Genomic DNA, 16,432 nt, shown 5'->3' with positions numbered 1-16,432 from the left:
TCGATCCCCTGCGCCAGCAAGTGCCCCACCGCTGCGCACGTTGGTGTCGGTTGGGCCTCATCTGGTTGATGGAGCCCGTTAGGGTTGAGCAAGGAAGATAAACACTGAGTTACAAGTATCAGAAGCTTCCTACTTGTCGCCAAATCATCAACACCCCGTTTATTTCCATCCCTCCACGGCGCTCGTACCCTTCCAGTACACCCTCACCCTGAACGCTACTCCACGTTGCAGCGCCCACAGGGCTGTGCCCCGCGCATCAAGGACATGCCATGTACCGACAATCCGATCTGCGCTTCAGCTTCCAGCCCTTGGCCGGTGATCATGAATTCGAGGTGGTTTCATTCGAACTTGACGAAGCCATCAGCGCACCCTTCCAGCTGAGGCTGGAATTGATCAGTCACGAGGATGACGCCGACTTCGGTAATTTGCTCGATAAACCGGCGCTGTTCACTATTTGGAAAGGGCAACGCCCACTGCGCTTCGTGCACGGTCTGATCAGCACGTTCAGCCAGGGCGAAACCGGTTTTTACCGTACTCGTTACCACGCCTTGGTCGAGCCGACGCTGGCCCGGGCCGAGTTGCGTTCAAACTGGCGCATCTTCCAGCAAAAAACCGTACCGCAAATCCTTGAACTGATGCTGCAGCGTCAAGGCATCAGCCGTTATGAAATCAGGAGCATCGGTGAGCACCAGGTACGCGAGTTCTGTGTGCAGGCCGGTGAAACCGACCTCCATTTCATCGCCCGCCTGGCGGGCGAAGAGGGTTTCGTCTATTGCTTCGAGCACACGCCGAAACACCATCAGCTGGTCATCACCGACCGGCTACTGACGCTGGGACAGATCAGCCGATGGGCAACAACTGCCGATGAAGACAATGAAGGCTCTTTCGAACAGGACGAGGTCGGTCCCGACCAGGTACTGTACCGGGCCATGGGCGGTGGCGATCAGGCCAGGCCTTGCCTGAAGCGCCTGCGTTACAGCGAACAGGTTCGTACTGCGCGGCAGGTGCAACGGGACTACACCTTTACTAACCCACAGTATCGGCAGGAACATCGAGCATCCGACAGTCGTATCACCCATCAGTCCCGGAACTATGAGCGTTTCGACTACCCCGGCCGTTACAAGCGTGATGCGGTTGGCGTGCCCTTCACAGCCAACCGTCTCACCGCCCTGCGTCATGATGCCTGCATTGCGGAGGTTGAAGGCGACGATGTACGGCTGCAGCCCGGCCTGGGTTTCACCCTTGTCGAACATCCCCGCAAAGATCTCAACGCACACTGGCGCGTGATGCGTGTGCACCATGAAGGCAGCCAATTCACCAGTCTGCAGGAAGAAGCAAGCGGTGCCGATCAGAGTACACGCTACACACAGGAAGCCGTGCTGGTGCCCGGCCGAATCGAATGGCGACCCGCGCCGCTGGACAGGCCTCGTATCGATGGCCCACAGATGGCTACCGTTGTCGGTCCAACCGGCGAAGAAATCTATTGCGACGAATGGGGGCGGGTCAAGGTCAGCTTCCCATGGGATCGGGAAAGCAACAACAATGAGTTCAGCTCCTGCTGGGTACGCGTGTCGCAAGGCTGGGCCGGCGGCAGCTGGGGCTCGATGGCCATCCCGCGCATCGGCCAGGATGTGATCATCCAATACGTCAACGCCGACCCCGACCAACCAATGATCACCGGACGCACCTACTGCGGAAATCAACTGCCGCCCTATGACCTGCCGGAACACAAGACCCGCATGACCATCAAGAGCCAGACCCACAAGGGCAATGGCTTCAACGAACTGCGCTTCGAAGATGAACTGGGTCGCCAAGAAGTGTTCATGCATGCAGAAAGGGATATGAACACCAAGGTCAAGCACGACCAGACCCTCAATGTCGGTAACGACCGCGCCACTGCAACAGGCCGGGACCACACCACCAGTATCGCGCGTGACGAATCAATCGAAACAGGCCGGGACCGTCGCGATCATGTTCACCAGGACCGTTTCACCAGGATCGACCGCAACGACGTCCACACGGTCGGTAACTCAAGCCGCACCAAGATCACCGCCGACCACAGCCTGAACATCGGCGGCAACCAGTCACTTGTTATCGAAGGCACACGTGCCATTGAGGCCCGCACGGCGCAACGCCTGTTGACCCGGGCGTACATGCTTCAGGGTACGGAACGGATCCACATCCGTGGTCCGAGCGGCAAGATCATTTTCGATGCCGACGGCATCACCATCGAAGCGCCCAACATCCGCTTCAAAGGCAACGTCACCTACCAGACACCGGTACAGGCCCAACTCGATGCCATCGAAGCCGCTGTCCGCGAGGGCTCGCCGCTGATCGAAGAGTGCCCTTTTGCCGGTGAGGATGACGCATGAGCCTGCACCGCCAACTAACTGAGGGAAGCCTGTGCACGGGGACCGTGAACGCAAGCCTGTTCGTGCTTGCCGAAGCGTCGGCCAATCCGGACCTGCTGGGTAGGCTGGAGTTTCATGCCAGCCAACACCACAGCCTTTGGTATCTGGAATATGACGCCGGGTTGGAGAGGCATGCCCCAATACTCTTCCAACTGATCGCGGGCAGCGAAGTGGACGCGTGGCTAGGCGGACTGAAGGGGCGTTTCACCGGTACCGTGATCGAGGCCGCCTTGCCCCTTGAAGCGCTCGCACGGCACCTGCGCCGCTTTGGCAAAGCTCAGGCAGGACGACGTCGTTATTTTTTGAGGCTTGGTGACCCCCAATCATTAAGCCTGTACGTCGCCTCACTGACCTACCGCCCAGACATCCTGGGCCGGCTGTTCGACAACGGACGGGTACGCAGGCTCTATTTCCACGATGCGCGCACCGGGCTTGCGCTCGGCGCACAGCCGCTGTTTGAGCAAGCAGAACATGGCAGCGAACGGGAGGGCTGCCTGGCTTGGCTGCCACTGCGCCATGAGGTGTCGGGATGATTCTGCAAAGTCTGGATCTGGATGCACTACAAGGGGCGGTACTGTGGTCAACCAACCGCAGGCTGTCTGACTTCCTGCTAGAGACGTTGAATGGTTCACTTCCGCGCTTTCATACCCGCGGCGAGGATGTTCCTCCCTTCGTAGCCAAAGCGGGGGCGCTCGTCAGCAAAAACGGTTACACCTGCGGCAAGGAGTACAGCTTGCTCGTGCTCAGCCATTTATTGTTAGGCCTGGGGTGGTGGGCCGATCCCGCGTGCGAATCGGTGTGGTCAATCAGACAAGCACCTGGCCTCACCCAGAATGAGCAACTTGACCTGCTGACCATGCAGGCGGCAAATCATCGTTCACGGTGGGAGCGTCAGCTTACCCCCATGCACGACATCACACTGGGGATGTTGCGCTGGACCGACGACGACCGCGACCAAGACCGCCGGTGGCGATCGCTGGAACAACTGATGGCCCTGCGTGGCGTACCTGAAGACGCATATCATGCGTGCTATTGCCGCTATGAGTCGGATGCCTGCAGCCGCTATGCGCTGCCCGTCATCAACCACGTGGAGCTTAACGGAAACGAAATCCGCGCCTATCGCTATTACGGCAAACGGCTACCACAGCCCTCCGACGACCTGCACAAGCTGCCCCAATTGTCCCGCAGCCGAGTGCTGCTGCATGTCCTCCTGGCCATAGCATTCGGTCGTTACTTCTTCCTCAACCCTTTGTTCACTCCCTGGGTGAAGTCGCTGGAGGCCACCGACTCGCCCAGCGAGCGACGCCACGCGTTGGCAAGTCAACTTGCAGCTCATCAACAGGCACTCAAGGAGCCGAGCCCGCATGTTTGAATCATCTGCTTTACAAGCCTTGAGTCATGCCGCACTCAACGGAGCGCTACCCATTCCTCCAGACATTTGCGTGCCGTGCTCTCTTCCCGGTGCAATGTTTTCGCTCGACGGTGGTGATGGCTGCGACCAGGTACTGGGCATTCCGTCGCAGAACGGCGTTGGCCCCGCTTGGTTTCGCAACAACCCCTGGATCCGCGACCCAGCACGCAATCACCGCGACACCTTCCTCCAGCAAGTGCTGGAACACGCTGGCGATACGCTGGGCAATGCCTGGCTGGCAGATTTTTACGCCTTTGCCGCTCGCGAAAAGCTGCAATTGGTATGCATCGACGATGAAATCCGCCTGGACGAACTGGCCCCGCCAGTACTCGACCACATGGGCAAGCGCGACCAGCAAGGCTTCGGCTTCACCCTGCACAGCAATTTCCTGTTCACCGACCACAAGATCTACTTCGCCACCTTCACCCACGTAGAGTGGCGCGAAGCGCAACGGGAAGAATACATCGACGAGCACGGCACCCAGCGCATCAGTCCACCCTACACCTGGCACACACCCAGCGGCCTGTACCCAATCAACCTGGCCTGCGAACAGCTGGCCCGCCACTATGCCGAAGCCAAGGGCCGCGCACGCCTGTGGCAAGGCGTTATCGGTGCGGGCGAATTCGCCCTCGGGCTTCTGGCAGTCATCCCTGTGGTGCGGGGTGTCAAGGGTGCCCTCACCCGCGGCCGCTATGCTTTCGTCGCCCTGGAAGCCGCCTTGGCAGCAGACGCCATGATCGATGGCAGCAGCCGCATGATCACCGGCGAAGGCCTGAGTATCGGCGAGCAGTTCTTCACCGACCTGGCGCGCCTGGCCAACCCAGACACCGCCGAGGCACGTGGCAAGCAAGTATTCATGGCCATCAACCTGGCCTTGCTGCTGCCGGCCGCCATGGGCGGCGCCCGCTGGCTGATGCACAAGCTGCGGCCCGGCAGTATCACTACCGTGCGCCTGGACAACGCCGCACTGTCGCAAGAAGACGTCCGTCGCCTGGGCAACCGCAGCGATGGCGAAGTCACCGTACTGGAAACCCGCATCCAGCGCCGCACCCGCGAAGGTGAGCTATCGGTCACTGCCCGCGAACTGCACTCGGTAGACCGCAATGCCAGCCAGGTCGCACTCGACGTGGTCGGCGGCAAGGCCGACTACGCCTTCATGGCCACCACCCTGCGTGACCGGCTGGTGGCACTGATCCAGCACAGCGTCGGTCCAGTGCGTATGGGCGGTAGCCTGACCCGCGTCGTCGCCGATGCCGGCGAAGAAGCCTTGGCAGCGGCCCTGGTCAGTCACTGGAAGGTCAAGCCCGAAAACATCCTCGGCATGAGTACCCACCCCTCCCGGCCCAGCCAGTTCGGCTTGAAGAACAAGAGCGACCAAGGCATCGACATGCTGGTGTACGTACCGCCTCCGCCTTCGATGACGGTACGAAATCCGACGACGCAGGAAATGCGCCATCACATTGATGGGCTGAAAGGCACGGCGCCGCTGAACGAGCTGAAGTTCGAGGCGGGGACGTTGTTGGTGATAGAAGTGAAGACGACCCTTGGAAAAAGCAGGACGCCTGGGTTCCTGAACACACAAATGGCCGGCGGAAGTGCGAATGTGGAGCGTATACAAAGACTGATAGCACGAAGGAAGGGAGGCTGGAACATCGACAACCTGAAGGTAGCAATGCCTGAGATTGCAGCCAAAGCAACACATCTGCGCAATGCAATGAGCAGCGGAAAAATCTCATACCTTCACGCGCAGGTGTTTCTTGCTCCTAGCGGACAGCTAAACAAGGTTGCGGGCAACTCGACCGGAATTCAGATAAATACCTGGTGACGAAAATGGCATCAACCTCTAGATCTCGACTAACCAGTAGCCTCAGAAACATTCGCGATTGGGCATCATCTGACGCATCACTTGAAAGATGCAGAATCACTGATTACATACAAGGGAATGACAGCATCGCTATTGCCGCCGACGAAGTATTCAGGCTCGGCATGAATAGCATAGGAGACAGTCTACTCCAAGCCGCTGAAAACCCATACGCGAAAGCGCCCCAAACACTGGCTACGGGCGTATTGAGGCTACTAGTAGGAAACAGCGTAATCGTCGAGAATCTTAAAGGCACTTCCCGAACCGGCCTTGATGATCTGGATGGCATCACCCATGTAATGCTATGCGCCTTGGCAACCGGACAATTTACGGTGGTAGTACCTTGCCATGATGCAGTCTTCTCCGGCATTAACAATGGCTACGGTGTGAGAGATGGTCACAATCCACCGATTGGCACCACCCTACGTTACGCCGCTTTTGGCCTGACCATCATCGGCGACTGGCTAGACAAACCGCTAGACCTCGACAAACACGCCCTGCCCCGCGACCCTGCCTGGGGCCAACTGGTCGCTAACTGGCGCGAGCCCGACCCCGACAAGCTGATGCCGATGCTGGTCACCGCCTGCGATACCCACGTTGAACGCATCGCCCTGACTTCCCGCGAACTCGACTCCGGCAACTTCGAATTCGGCTCGCCCTTTGAAGCCGTCTACCCTGCCGAAATCCTCGCCATTCTCAACCTGCGGCGCTCGATGGGCCTGCCAAACCCTTCCATCGACCACCCACTGATGAAGACGCCCTACGCTCAGCTGACCTGCCCGCCAGGCATGCGCTTCGAGCCGGATGAGTTACTGATGCGTTTCCTGGCTGCGGCCTGCAAGTATGATCCCGATGCCGTACCGGCTGGGCTTTACGAAGCCGTCGTGCAGAACAGTGCAGAGGATTGAGCGATGTCCAGAAAAGGCGCAATTCGCAAAGGCGACCCTCACAGTGGCGGAGGCCGGATGGGGGAAGGAAGCGGGATGGTTGTCAACGGGCGGCCGCAATGCATCCTTGGTGATCATGCGCCCTGCCCGCTTCATGGTGGGACATTTGCACTGGTATCTGGCGGTGATCGTGGTGTGCTGTGCAACGGTATTGCGTTGGTGTTCGAGCCGGCAGAGCTTGCGTGTGGATGCAGGGTTTCATCCACCTGCTCGGGACCTTACGCCAAAGATGAATGAGCGCGCAGCGGATCTTCGGGGCTTGCTCCACACATTGTTTTCGGGCCAATTAATCTTTTGCCAATGCGCCCGCACCTGACGATCAGCGGAGCAACCCTCGATATCGGATCGGACAAACGAGGCGGATAAAGATAACCACACAGAAGTGGCCGGACCGAAACAAATGTGTGCGGGCTTGCCGCGCGGGCGGCGTTCGATCTTACAGGCGCCCAATCCCGATCACCAAGCACCTGGACGCCCCACCCTCAGTCCTGCAACGCATTCCCGCGCCCGGCCAACGGTTGCCTCTCAACCCCATCCAGCAACGCCTCCACCACCGCCTTGGCCGAATCCAACCCATGGTCATTGCTCAACAACAGATCACGGCAGGTGCCCTTGGCCAGTTCCAGCGCCTTGAGGTTGGTCGCAAACGCCCCTTTCAGCAGCGTGGACAGGTGCACCAGCGCATCTTCGTAATCCACGCCCGAACGAACGGCGAACAACGGTGGATGGCTGCATTATCGCGACACAAGGCCCCACATCGACCGCGCAGGTGCCGTTGAATCTGCTTCAAGGCTGCAGATTCTGGCTCAAGAACTTGTCCACCGTGGCCTTGCCATCAGCTGGATCCCCCGCCACCTGCCACAGCCGCCGCTCGATCCCCTGCGCCAGCAAATGCCCCACCGCCGCTTCGATCGCCGACAGCACGCACAACTGCGCCGGTTCATTGGTGGTATACCCCACCTCGGCTTCCAGCAGTTTCTTGAACTCGATGAACTTGAACACCCCGGCACTGCGCCCCACCGAGTAGATGGTCTTGCTGGTCATCACGTTGGCCAGCACCTGCCCGGTGCGCACGTCCACAGCGCGCAGGTTGACGGTGACCTGGTCCACCCGGTACTCGCGAGAGATGTCGATCCCCAGGTAGCGGGCGCCCTCGCCGCCGCTGCGCACGTTGGTGTCGTAGGCGATGATGCCGCCTTCGAGCATCAGGTTGGCGGCCTGCAACGGGGGCAGTTCGCCCATGATGTTTTCCGCTACATCCGGCTTTTTCTGCGATGCACGGATGATCTTGCGTTCGGTCAACAGGTTCTGCAGCCCTTCACGCTCCAGCACCACGAACCAGCCGCTGGCACTCAGGGCGTCCATCAACATGCTGGCCGCGCCTTGGGTGACGCTGGTGGAGAACGAGCTGGCCGGGGTGGGCTTGTACTGCCCGGTCTGGTCGCGGAAGCCGTACACCACGGCCATCAGCCGGCCTTTGGGGCGTGGCATGTTGATCAGGTCGTAGTAGGTCGAGGCCCGAGGGGTCAGGGTCGGGGTTTCCGAGTCCTGTTCAGCGGGCATCGGTTCGCGCAGGCCACAACCTTGCAGGCCCAGGGCGGTGAGGATCAGCAGCGTGCTCAGCAGACGTTTCATGGTGTTCCCTCCCCAACATAAAAGCCCTTCCCTCTCAGGGGTTCAGGCCGCTGACCTCAATGATCGAAATTTCTCCTGTGGCACGATCGGTGACCTTGATGCTCAAGGCCCCGGAATCGTCGATGACGTCGATGAGAAACGCATCGGTCGCCATGCTGCCGGTGTTGCCGTTGCTGATGTTGTCCAGCAACTGCGACAACATCCGCGACTCCAGCTGGTTGCTGAAGCGCTCAAGGGCTGTGGTGCCGGTAAAGGCCGAGGCACGGTCCTTGAGGTCCGGGTCGTCGTAGTCGTTCTGCGCCTGGGCGTTGTTCAGCAGCCAGGTGCCGTTCAACGGGTTGCCGCCAAAGGCCGGGTTGACCGGGGTGTACACCAGCTCGGTGGCCTGGGCAGCACAGGCGCTGGCCAGCAGGCAGGCGGCAATGCAACGTGGAATGCGGTGGTTCATAGCTCGTCCCTCTCCAAGTCGGTGGTGTCCTGTAGCAGGCGTTGCAGCTTGCGTTGAATGATCTGCTGCTTGACCAGGTCGGCGGCGGCGACGGCCTCGTCTTTGAGCTCGGTGGTATTGGGTGGCAGGAAGCGGCGGTACACCACTTCACGCTCGAACTCCACCGTCACCAGGCTGCCCCAGCGGGCATCGGGGCGTTCGCGTACCACCAGGTTGAAGTCCAGACGGCTGGTGGCACGCAGGCGGTCGGCGAAGTAGTAGTAAAAGTCGTGGCCGATGTGCGAGATGGTGTTGTCAACGATAAAGCCCTGCATCTCGTCTTCAGCACCCGCCCTGGCGCAGGTGGTCACCCCTGCCATCAGCAGCAGGCCCAGGCACAGCGCAGCCAGGCGCTTCATGGCGTGTCTCCCGGGCCTGCATTCGTCTGCACACCGCGTGCACTTTCGGTAAAGGCCTGCTCGGCGACGAACTGCCAGTCGCTGTAGTGCTCCATCCCCTCGAAACCGCTCCATTCGGCGCTGAAGCCACTGCGCTTGAAAGGGGTGGCATCCGAACGGCTGTACACCCCGGTGATACGGCCGTCGATCGAACGCAGCAGGCCCCACTCGTCGCTGTTGCTGATCGGGTCAGGGTAAAGCCTGCGAATGTGCCGTTTGGCCTGCGGGTAGCGGTTGTCCTGCAGCAGGTCGGCCAGATCCTGGGGGTACTGGGCCAGCCCTGGCGAGGCGCGGTAGTAGCTGCGCAAGGCCTGGGCATACTGGCTGCCGACCCACAGCAACTGGCGTTCGCGGTCGCGCTGGGCGGCGCTCGCCCAGATCGTGCCGGTGGCCGCCAGGGCCACGCTGCTGACCGCAATCAGCAGCAGCACACCCAGGTAGGTGAAGCCGCCGTTGGCCTTACCATTCAGCGAAGAGGCTGCCATCACGCGCCCTCCCTGTGGCACCGCTCTTGATGTCAGCCACGCCGCCAGCAACACCCTCAGGCGGCGGCACCAGCTGCCAGGCATCGCTGCGCTCGGTGATCGGGTCGACCGGTGTGTTGCGCAGGTAACGTTGTTCCACCAGTTGTTCCAGCGAATCGGGGTAGTGGCCGGTATCACCGTAGTAGTGGTCCAGCGCCTCGCGCAGCACTGCCAGGCTCTGACGCAGGGTGGCCTCACGCGAGCTTTCCAGGCTGTTGAAGTAGCGCGGCATGGCGATGGTCATCAGCGTGGCGATGATCGCCATCACCACCAGCAGTTCGATCAGGGTGAAGCCTTTGCTGCGTTTCATGGCTGTCACCATTGCCCGTAAGGGATATTGTTCAGGCCTTTGCCGCGGGCCCTGGAATACACGTCGAACACGTCTTCGCCCTCGCGCGGGTTGTCGGGGCTGCTGTCGTAGGCGCGCAGGCCCCAACCGCCTTCGTCTTCATCCTTTGCCGCCACCAGCGGGTCGTGCGGGATGCGCCGCAGGAAGTAGAACTTGGCGCCCTTGGCACTGCGCACATCGCGCACGCCCTCTACCAGCACCTGCAGGTTCGGCGGGTAGCCACTGCTATCGACGCGCTTCTCGATGTAGCCGGCGTCGAAGGCCCGCTTGTAGGCATCGATGGCGTCGCGAATCTGGTACAGCGCCTCGCGCAGTTGCTGCTCCTTGCCGCGGCGTACCACCGTTTCGGTCAGCGGCGCGGCCATGCTGGCGAGCAAGCCGAGCAGTGCCAGGGTCAGCACCACCTCGATCAGGCTGAAGCCGTGCATGCGACGCCGGGCGCTCATGGCCGTGGGCTCCCGTTGACCGGGGCGACCGCCATCTGGCTGTCCACGACCGGTTCATCGGTGGTCGGCGCATTACCAGGTATGTCCATCGGCGGCAGTGGCGCCATCTGGCGCACCTGCATGGCCGACTCGGTGCCCGTGGAAAACTCCATGTCCGACGGGCTCTGGTACGGCAGGTTACGCACGATGCGCGGGGTGATCGCCAGCACCAGCTCACTCTTGCTCATGTCGTCCTTGTTGCTGCCGAACAGCCGGCCCAGGCCCGGGATGTCGCCAAGGCCGGGAATCTTGTTGCCACTGGCGTTGTGGTCGTTGCGCACCAGGCCGGCCAGCACCTGGGTTTCGCCGTCGTGCAGGCGCAGGCTGGTCTGCGCGTTGCGGGTGTCGACCTGGACCGGGATGGTGCCCTGGCGGGTGGCCTCCAGCGGGGTGGCGTTGCTGACCTCGAGCGCCACCTTGATCGCCACTTCGTTGTTCAGGTGCACGGTGGGCTGCACTTCTAGCTTCAGGCCGACGTCCAGGTAGGTGACGCTCTCGGTAATGACCGGCCCTTGGGTCGACGGCACCGAGGTGGCGCTGATGATCGGCACCCGCTGGCCGATGTGGATGCGCGCCTGTTCGCGGTTGCTGACGCGGATCACCGGGCTGGCCAGGGTGTTGATGTCCTTGTCCTGGGCGTTGATCTTGGCCTGCGGCGCCGGCGCAATGCTGATGCGGCTGGAATTGATGCCCTTGAGCTGGTCGAGCACGCTGACCGGGTTGCCATCGTCGCTCAGCACGCCGAAGGTGTTGGGCCATTGCAGGCCAAGGTCGAGGATGCGCGAGGTGGCCACCTCCATCACCTCCACTTCCAGCACCACCTCGGGGTTGGACTGGTCCTGCGACTGCAGCAGCTTCTCGGCCATGCGCACCGCGTCCGACGTGTCGCGCATGGTCAGGGTGTTGAGGCGCTCGTCAACGAACACGTCGCGGGTCTTGAGCATGGTCTTGACCATGTTCAACGCGGTATTGGCGTCGATGCTGGTCAGGTAGAACGTGCGCATGACCAGTTCCTGGTAGTCCTTGGTCTTCTGCGGCGAGTCGGGGTAGACCATGACGGTGTTGTCGTTGACGATCTTCTGGCGCAGCTGGTTTTGTTCCAGCAGCAGCGCTATCGCGTCCTCGATGCGCACCTCGCGCACGAAGATGGTGGCTTTCATGTCCGGCCGCAGGTCCTTGTCGAAGATGAAGTTGATGCCGGCCACCTGCGACAGCACTTCGAAGATGGTCTTCAGGTTGGCATCGCGAAACTCCAGGGTGACCGGCCGCTCCAGCTTGCTGCGCAATTGCGGGTACGGCTGCGCGGTGCGTGCCTGCACGTTTTCGATGTCGCTGCGCAGGGTCATGCCCTTCTGGTTCTGCGGGTCCAGACGCAAGACTTCGCGCATGTAGCGTTCGGCACCGAACAGGTCGCCCTGGCGCAGCGCCGCCTGGCCAAGCGCTATGCGTTCGTCCAGGGTGCGGATCAGCTCCAGCTGGCGAATGCCTTCCTGGGCGCGGCGGTTGTTCGGCTCCAGGGTGAGCACCCGGCCATAGCCCATCCGGGCATTGGCGAAGTCGTGGCGGACGCGGTCGCTGTCGGCCTGGCCAATCAGGGCCTCGACCGCCGCCTGGCGGCTGTGGGCCAGGGCGATATTCAGCTCTGTATCACGCGGGTCATCGCGCAGGGCCTCTTCCAGGCGGGCGATACCGGCTTCGTACTGGCCCTCTTTCATCAACTGGTCGCTGTCCTGGCGAACCGCACTGGAGCCGCAACCGGCAATGGCCACGCACAGCGCCACGAGCAGAAACGGAGCAGGCTTGCACAGCTTTGACGACTTCATGGTGCGCTCCCGACAGACAAGGTCTGCGACTGGTGCAAAGGCAGGTAGACCAGGTTCAGCTCGTTGGCCGATACCCGGTCGAGGCGATAGGTGTCTTCGATCACGTCGCCTTGGCGCACGACGTAGAGTTTTTCGCCGCTCTGCAGGAAGACCTGCAGGTCGTCGCGGTCACCCATGCGGCCGATGAACTGGAAAGGCAGTTCCGGGGCCGTCGGGGCCGCGGCGACGACAGGTGCGATCATCACGGGTTGTTCGGTGACCGTGGCCAGGGTTTGGGGTTGGGTCCATTGCTGGGTTGGGAACAGGTCGCGGGAGGCCTGTTCTGGCCCTTTCGCGGGCAAGCCCGCGCCTACAATGGACGCAGCGCTTTCTGTTGTAGGAGCGGGTTTACCCGCGAAGGCCGCGACGCCATCGTCCTGGCCAAACCAATGGTCCGGTGCCCAGGCCAGCGCCGCGCTCACGCCGAGGAAGCCGGCCCAGATGACTGCACGTTGTGTGTTCATCACGACCTCGACAGATAAAGGGTCATGCGCAGGCGGGCATTGAGCTCGCTGTCGCCGATGCGCTTGCGTTGCAGCTCAAGGTCTTCCAGCACCAGCGTCGGCAGTTGCTTGAGCAGGCCCTTGATAAAGCCACGAATCTGCGGGTAGCTGCCGCGCACTGGCAGCACGATCTGGTAGCGGGCCAGCTCGGTCTTGGGGTCGATACCCAACGCGTATTCACCGCGGGCCAAGCTGATGCGCTCGGCGCTGGCCAGGCGGTACAGACGCTCGATCAACTCGCTGGCCTGGGGCTGACCGGGCAGTTGCTGGCGCAGGCTGTCGAGGGCCTGCTGCTCGGGCTGGACCGCAATCTTCAGCTCACCCCGCTTGACACGCCCTACCTGTTCGCTGGCCTGCGCTTCGGTGGCACGCAGCTCGCGTACGCTTTGCCATTGCGGCAGCACGCCGGCACACCCCACGCCAATGGCGAGCAGGCCTACGGCTACGGCAGCCAGGCCTACCGGGCCGACAACACGCAGGCGCTCCTGGAGGATCAGGCTGCTGAACGATTCAAGGGCGCGCATGGCCGGTCTCCCAGGTGGCGGTGAGGGTGAAGCGCACCGGGTGCTCGGGCCGCGCAGCGAGCACCTCGTGGTTGAGCAGCGACACGTCGCTGAGCTCGTCGCTGGCTTCCAGGCGCTGGTGGTACTGCAGCATCGCTTCGAGGTTGCGCGCCTCGGCGGCAATGCGCACCTGGCCCTTGCGCGCATCCGGCGTCAGGCCGAGCAGCGCGACGTCGTCCTGCGGCATGGCTTCAAGCATGGCGAACAGTTGCTGCCAAGGGCGTTGCAGTTGCTGCGACACACTGCGCATTTGTGCCAGGCGCTCAGCCTGCTCCCGGCTGGCAGCGCTGTTCTTGGGTTGTGCAATGGCCGGGCGCCGGCCAAGTTGCAGTTCCAGGCTATGGACGCTGGCTTCCAGCGCCACTTGCTCGGTCTGCAAGCGTTGCTGCAGCAGCACCAGGCCGGCGACCATGGCGCTGGCAAGGACGAGCAGCGACCAAACCAACGGGCCGCTGCGCCGTGGCTGGAATTCCAGATCGAGGCGGCGCATGTCAGGCCACCGCCCGCCACATGGCGCACAGCGGGTCGGCTTCGCTGGCTGGCTGGCACAATTGCACCGCCGCCAGTTGCGGCACGTCGCAGCGGCCCGGGGCATGCAGGTACACCCGCGGCAGGTGCTCGCCGTACAGCTCACAGGTCCGCTCGATCAGCGCTTGCAGGGCCTGGTCGCTGTCAGCGCAGCCTTGCGCCAGCACTTGCTGCCAGGCACCGCCGGCGGCCAGCAGCAATACACTGCGGCGCGGCTCGGCCAGCACGAACAGGAAGTCACCCTGCTCCAGCTGTGACCAGCAACGGTTGTAGGCAGCCATCAGGTATGGCTGCACCGAGCGCAGGCTCAGGCGGCTTTCCCGGCCCAGTGCCTGCAGCCGCTGCAGCAAGGCTTCGGGCAGCGCCGTGGCGATGCGGGCGGCACCGGCAGGCTCCGGGGACAGCACGATGCGCCAGTCGTCCAACGGCTGCCCGTAGAGGTTTTCGAAGCAAGCGCGGGCATAGGCGTCCAGCTCGCGAGGGTGGCCGATGGCGTCACTCCAGGGCACCAGGCAGAAGCGGCTGTAGCGGGCCGACAGCAGCACCCGCAACTGGGCGCCACGTACCGCATGCTCGGCCAGCAGTGCGGCCAGCCCGTCAACAGCAGCATCCCAGGTCGGTTGGGTGGCGTCGCTGCTGAATGCGCGGCTGCCCAGCCATTGGTGGTGGTTCTTGTGCCAGCGACCCAGGCCGACACCCTCGGCGCCCAATACGGCGCAGTAACGGTCAGATGAATGTGACACGGTTGATCTCCTCAAGGGTGGTACGGCCATCGCGGACCAGGTCCAGGGCCGAGGCCCGCAGCAGGCGCAGGCCGCGCTGGCAGGCAAGCGTCTTGATCTGCGCCAGCGGGCGGCGCTCCACGATCATTTGCCGCAGGTCATCATCCAGGTGCAGCAGTTCGGCAATGGCACTGCGGCCGCGGTAACCACTGCCACGGCAGTGGCCGCAGCCCTTGACGCGGACGAACGTCCAGCCGGCCACCCCCTCGCGGGTCAGGCCTGAGCCATACAGGGTGTCGTCATCGTGTTCGCAGGGCGTGGCGCAGTGCGGGCAGGCCAGCCGAATCAGGCGCTGGGCCAGTACCGCATTGAGCGCGGAAACGAAGCTGTAGGGGTCGACCTGCATCTGGCTGAAGCGGCCAATCACGTCGAACACGTTGTTGGCGTGGATGGTGGTGAACACCAGGTGACCGGTGAGTGCCGATTGCACGGCAATCTGGGCCGTGTCGGGGTCACGGATTTCGCCGACCAGGATCTTGTCCGGGTCGTGACGCAGGATCGAGCGCAGGCCGCGGGCGAAGGTCAGGCCCTTCTTCTCGTTGACCGGGATCTGCAGCACGCCGGGCAATTGATACTCGACCGGGTCCTCGATGGTGATGATCTTGTCCACGCCATGGTTGATCTCGCTGATCATGGCGTACAGGGTGGTGGTCTTGCCGCTGCCTGTAGGGCCGGTGACCAGGATCATGCCGTAGGGTTCTGCAGCCAATCGACGCAGGGCGCGCAAGGTCTCGTCGGCAAAGCCCAAGGCTTGCAGCTGCACGCCGCTGACCCGGTCGGACAAGTCCTGCTTGTCGAGCACCCGCAGCACGGCATCTTCACCGAAGATGCTCGGCATGATCGACACCCGAAAGTCGATTTGCCGGTCGCCCACGGCCACCTTGAAGCGGCCGTCCTGGGGCACGCGTTTTTCGCCGATGTCCAGCTCGGCCATGACCTTGATGCGCGAGATCACCTGGTCGGCGAAGGCGCTGCCACTGGCCTTGCCAGCACCGTTGAGCACGCCGTCGATGCGGTACTTGATGGTCAGGCCCTGGCCGGTCATGCCCAGGTGGATGTCGCTGGCGTGCAGCTTGAGGGCGTCGTACAGGGTGGAGTTGACCAGTTTGACCACGCGGCTCTGGTCTTCGCTGATACTGGCCAGCGACAGGCGTTGCAGCGGGTCTCCCTCGCTGCTGGCTTCGGCGTCGTGGTCAAGGGCATCGACTGCGTGGAAGCTTTCTTCATGACGGGCCAGGAAGGTGGCCAGGTCGGCGGCGTGGGCCAGGTAAAGCGGCGCGCCTTGCAGTACGTCGTCGATCCAGGCCAGGCGAGCGGGGTCGAAGGGGTCGGCAAACACGCCCAGCAGTTGGCCGCCTTGCTCGATCAGCACACATTCGCGCTTGAGGCACTGGGCCAAGGCCACCTTGTCGAAGCGTGGGGTGCTGGCCAGCAGGCTGTGGCTGTCGAGTACCGGGTAATGCAGGGTCAGGCCCAGGCGCTGGGTAAAGGTGTCGGGGGTGTCGCAGGCCAGGCGTTCCAGGCAGTCGAGCAGGCGCTCGTCAGTGGCTTGCAGACGGGCCTGGGCCAGCAGTTCGCGGGGGTAGGCGGAAATTTTTGCTGGGTTCTTCGCGGGCATGCCCGCTTCCACAGGTACATCACAGGTCTGTGGGCTGCATACATCCTGTGGGAGCGGGCATGCCCGCG

Annotated in this window: 19 protein-coding genes; 6 read left to right on the top strand and 13 right to left on the bottom strand. The window is 62.5% G+C overall.

From position 1 onward, the window contains the following. Positions 1–269: 269 nt before the first annotated feature. The 6 genes from PRJ_RS12505 to PRJ_RS12480 are packed head-to-tail and all read left to right on the top strand — an operon-like array spanning position 270 to position 6,867. Complete coding sequence (locus tag PRJ_RS12505; RefSeq protein ID WP_104961543.1) at positions 270–2,372, top strand: type VI secretion system Vgr family protein; 2,103 nt, start codon at positions 270–272, stop codon at positions 2,370–2,372. Further along, positions 2,369–2,944: a DUF4123 domain-containing protein gene (locus PRJ_RS12500; protein WP_104961542.1), complete on the top strand. Its 576-nt coding sequence runs from the start codon at positions 2,369–2,371 to the stop codon at positions 2,942–2,944. Before PRJ_RS12505 ends, PRJ_RS12500 begins: the two co-directional genes overlap by 4 nt. Continuing rightward, complete coding sequence (locus tag PRJ_RS12495; RefSeq protein WP_104961541.1) at positions 2,941–3,783, top strand: hypothetical protein; 843 nt, start codon at positions 2,941–2,943, stop codon at positions 3,781–3,783. Before PRJ_RS12500 ends, PRJ_RS12495 begins: the two co-directional genes overlap by 4 nt. Then, positions 3,776–5,647: a hypothetical protein gene (locus PRJ_RS12490; RefSeq protein WP_256597962.1), complete on the top strand. Its 1,872-nt coding sequence runs from the start codon at positions 3,776–3,778 to the stop codon at positions 5,645–5,647. Before PRJ_RS12495 ends, PRJ_RS12490 begins: the two co-directional genes overlap by 8 nt. A 5-nt stretch (positions 5,648–5,652) precedes the next feature. Next, positions 5,653–6,591, top strand: a complete 939-nt coding sequence (locus tag PRJ_RS30370) for a hypothetical protein (RefSeq protein ID WP_256597961.1) — start codon at positions 5,653–5,655, stop codon at positions 6,589–6,591. 3 nt (positions 6,592–6,594) lie between these two features. Beyond that, positions 6,595–6,867, top strand: a complete 273-nt coding sequence (locus tag PRJ_RS12480; protein ID WP_004574333.1) for a PAAR domain-containing protein — start codon at positions 6,595–6,597, stop codon at positions 6,865–6,867. Between the two features lie 245 nt (positions 6,868–7,112). On the opposite strand, the gene PRJ_RS12475 is transcribed toward PRJ_RS12480, so the two are convergent. From PRJ_RS12475 to PRJ_RS12415, 13 genes are all read right to left on the bottom strand, one after another. Beyond that, on the bottom strand, positions 7,113–7,349 hold the full coding sequence (locus tag PRJ_RS12475) for a hypothetical protein (protein WP_104961538.1): 237 nt from the start codon (positions 7,347–7,349) through the stop codon (positions 7,113–7,115). A 67-nt stretch (positions 7,350–7,416) separates the two neighbouring features. After that, the gene (locus PRJ_RS12470) at positions 7,417–8,265 is read right to left on the bottom strand and encodes a CsgG/HfaB family protein (RefSeq protein ID WP_020191117.1); all 849 of its coding nucleotides are present in this window, start codon (positions 8,263–8,265) and stop codon (positions 7,417–7,419) included. Positions 8,266–8,299: 34 nt separating this feature from the next. Beyond that, positions 8,300–8,713 carry a curli assembly protein CsgF gene (locus tag PRJ_RS12465; RefSeq protein ID WP_003247970.1) on the bottom strand — a complete coding sequence of 138 codons (414 nt, stop codon included), beginning with the start codon at positions 8,711–8,713 and terminating at the stop codon, positions 8,300–8,302. After that, positions 8,710–9,111, bottom strand: a complete 402-nt coding sequence (gene csgE / locus PRJ_RS12460; protein ID WP_010954337.1) for a curli production assembly/transport protein CsgE — start codon at positions 9,109–9,111, stop codon at positions 8,710–8,712. The genes PRJ_RS12465 and csgE overlap by 4 nt, the downstream gene beginning before the upstream one ends. Then, positions 9,108–9,635, bottom strand: a complete 528-nt coding sequence (locus PRJ_RS12455; protein WP_014590787.1) for a type II secretion system protein — start codon at positions 9,633–9,635, stop codon at positions 9,108–9,110. The genes csgE and PRJ_RS12455 overlap by 4 nt, the downstream gene beginning before the upstream one ends. Next, on the bottom strand, positions 9,610–9,984 hold the full coding sequence (locus PRJ_RS12450) for a type II secretion system protein (protein WP_003247965.1): 375 nt from the start codon (positions 9,982–9,984) through the stop codon (positions 9,610–9,612). The genes PRJ_RS12455 and PRJ_RS12450 overlap by 26 nt, the downstream gene beginning before the upstream one ends. A gap of 5 nt (positions 9,985–9,989) precedes the next feature. Beyond that, a complete protein-coding gene (locus PRJ_RS12445; RefSeq protein WP_104961537.1) occupies positions 9,990–10,469 on the bottom strand; it encodes a type II secretion system protein in 480 nt (159 codons plus the stop codon). Then, positions 10,466–12,331, bottom strand: coding sequence for a secretin N-terminal domain-containing protein (locus PRJ_RS12440; protein WP_104961536.1), 1,866 nt, complete (start codon positions 12,329–12,331; stop codon positions 10,466–10,468). Before PRJ_RS12440 ends, PRJ_RS12445 begins: the two co-directional genes overlap by 4 nt. Beyond that, positions 12,328–12,834, bottom strand: a complete 507-nt coding sequence (locus PRJ_RS12435) for a hypothetical protein (protein WP_104961535.1) — start codon at positions 12,832–12,834, stop codon at positions 12,328–12,330. Before PRJ_RS12435 ends, PRJ_RS12440 begins: the two co-directional genes overlap by 4 nt. Then, complete coding sequence (gene pilO / locus PRJ_RS12430) at positions 12,834–13,397, bottom strand: type 4a pilus biogenesis protein PilO (protein ID WP_104961534.1); 564 nt, start codon at positions 13,395–13,397, stop codon at positions 12,834–12,836. Before pilO ends, PRJ_RS12435 begins: the two co-directional genes overlap by 1 nt. Continuing rightward, the gene (locus tag PRJ_RS12425) at positions 13,384–13,926 is read right to left on the bottom strand and encodes a pilus assembly protein (RefSeq protein ID WP_104961533.1); all 543 of its coding nucleotides are present in this window, start codon (positions 13,924–13,926) and stop codon (positions 13,384–13,386) included. The genes pilO and PRJ_RS12425 overlap by 14 nt, the downstream gene beginning before the upstream one ends. Before the next feature lies 1 nt (position 13,927). After that, the gene (locus tag PRJ_RS12420; protein WP_020190865.1) at positions 13,928–14,707 is read right to left on the bottom strand and encodes a hypothetical protein; all 780 of its coding nucleotides are present in this window, start codon (positions 14,705–14,707) and stop codon (positions 13,928–13,930) included. Then, entirely contained in the window at positions 14,691–16,364 is a 1,674-nt protein-coding gene (locus tag PRJ_RS12415; RefSeq protein ID WP_104961532.1) for a GspE/PulE family protein, read from the bottom strand. The genes PRJ_RS12420 and PRJ_RS12415 overlap by 17 nt, the downstream gene beginning before the upstream one ends. Between the last annotated feature and the right edge of the window lie 68 nt (positions 16,365–16,432).

This window comes from Pseudomonas sp. XWY-1 (assembly GCF_002953115.1).
In the GTDB taxonomy this organism is placed as follows: Bacteria; Pseudomonadota; Gammaproteobacteria; order Pseudomonadales; family Pseudomonadaceae; genus Aquipseudomonas; species Aquipseudomonas alloputida.
The sequence above is the reverse complement of the archived record's forward strand: the minus strand, read 5'-3'. Positions and strand labels throughout refer to the sequence as shown.

Coding starts and splice junctions, on each gene's coding strand:
- PRJ_RS12465 (WP_003247970.1), bottom strand. CDS start 8,713: ATGAACCACCGCATTCCACGTTGCATTGCCGCCTGCCTGCTGGCCAGC.
- PRJ_RS30370 (WP_256597961.1), top strand. CDS start 5,653: ATGGCATCAACCTCTAGATCTCGACTAACCAGTAGCCTCAGAAACATT.
- PRJ_RS12435 (WP_104961535.1), bottom strand. CDS start 12,834: ATGAACACACAACGTGCAGTCATCTGGGCCGGCTTCCTCGGCGTGAGC.
- csgE (WP_010954337.1), bottom strand. CDS start 9,111: ATGAAGCGCCTGGCTGCGCTGTGCCTGGGCCTGCTGCTGATGGCAGGG.
- PRJ_RS12500 (WP_104961542.1), top strand. CDS start 2,369: ATGAGCCTGCACCGCCAACTAACTGAGGGAAGCCTGTGCACGGGGACC.
- PRJ_RS12495 (WP_104961541.1), top strand. CDS start 2,941: ATGATTCTGCAAAGTCTGGATCTGGATGCACTACAAGGGGCGGTACTG.
- PRJ_RS12425 (WP_104961533.1), bottom strand. CDS start 13,926: ATGCGCCGCCTCGATCTGGAATTCCAGCCACGGCGCAGCGGCCCGTTG.
- PRJ_RS12450 (WP_003247965.1), bottom strand. CDS start 9,984: ATGAAACGCAGCAAAGGCTTCACCCTGATCGAACTGCTGGTGGTGATG.
- PRJ_RS12470 (WP_020191117.1), bottom strand. CDS start 8,265: ATGAAACGTCTGCTGAGCACGCTGCTGATCCTCACCGCCCTGGGCCTG.
- PRJ_RS12440 (WP_104961536.1), bottom strand. CDS start 12,331: ATGAAGTCGTCAAAGCTGTGCAAGCCTGCTCCGTTTCTGCTCGTGGCG.
- pilO (WP_104961534.1), bottom strand. CDS start 13,397: ATGCGCGCCCTTGAATCGTTCAGCAGCCTGATCCTCCAGGAGCGCCTG.
- PRJ_RS12490 (WP_256597962.1), top strand. CDS start 3,776: ATGTTTGAATCATCTGCTTTACAAGCCTTGAGTCATGCCGCACTCAAC.
- PRJ_RS12455 (WP_014590787.1), bottom strand. CDS start 9,635: ATGGCAGCCTCTTCGCTGAATGGTAAGGCCAACGGCGGCTTCACCTAC.
- PRJ_RS12480 (WP_004574333.1), top strand. CDS start 6,595: ATGTCCAGAAAAGGCGCAATTCGCAAAGGCGACCCTCACAGTGGCGGA.
- PRJ_RS12415 (WP_104961532.1), bottom strand. CDS start 16,364: ATGCCCGCGAAGAACCCAGCAAAAATTTCCGCCTACCCCCGCGAACTG.
- PRJ_RS12445 (WP_104961537.1), bottom strand. CDS start 10,469: ATGAGCGCCCGGCGTCGCATGCACGGCTTCAGCCTGATCGAGGTGGTG.
- PRJ_RS12505 (WP_104961543.1), top strand. CDS start 270: ATGTACCGACAATCCGATCTGCGCTTCAGCTTCCAGCCCTTGGCCGGT.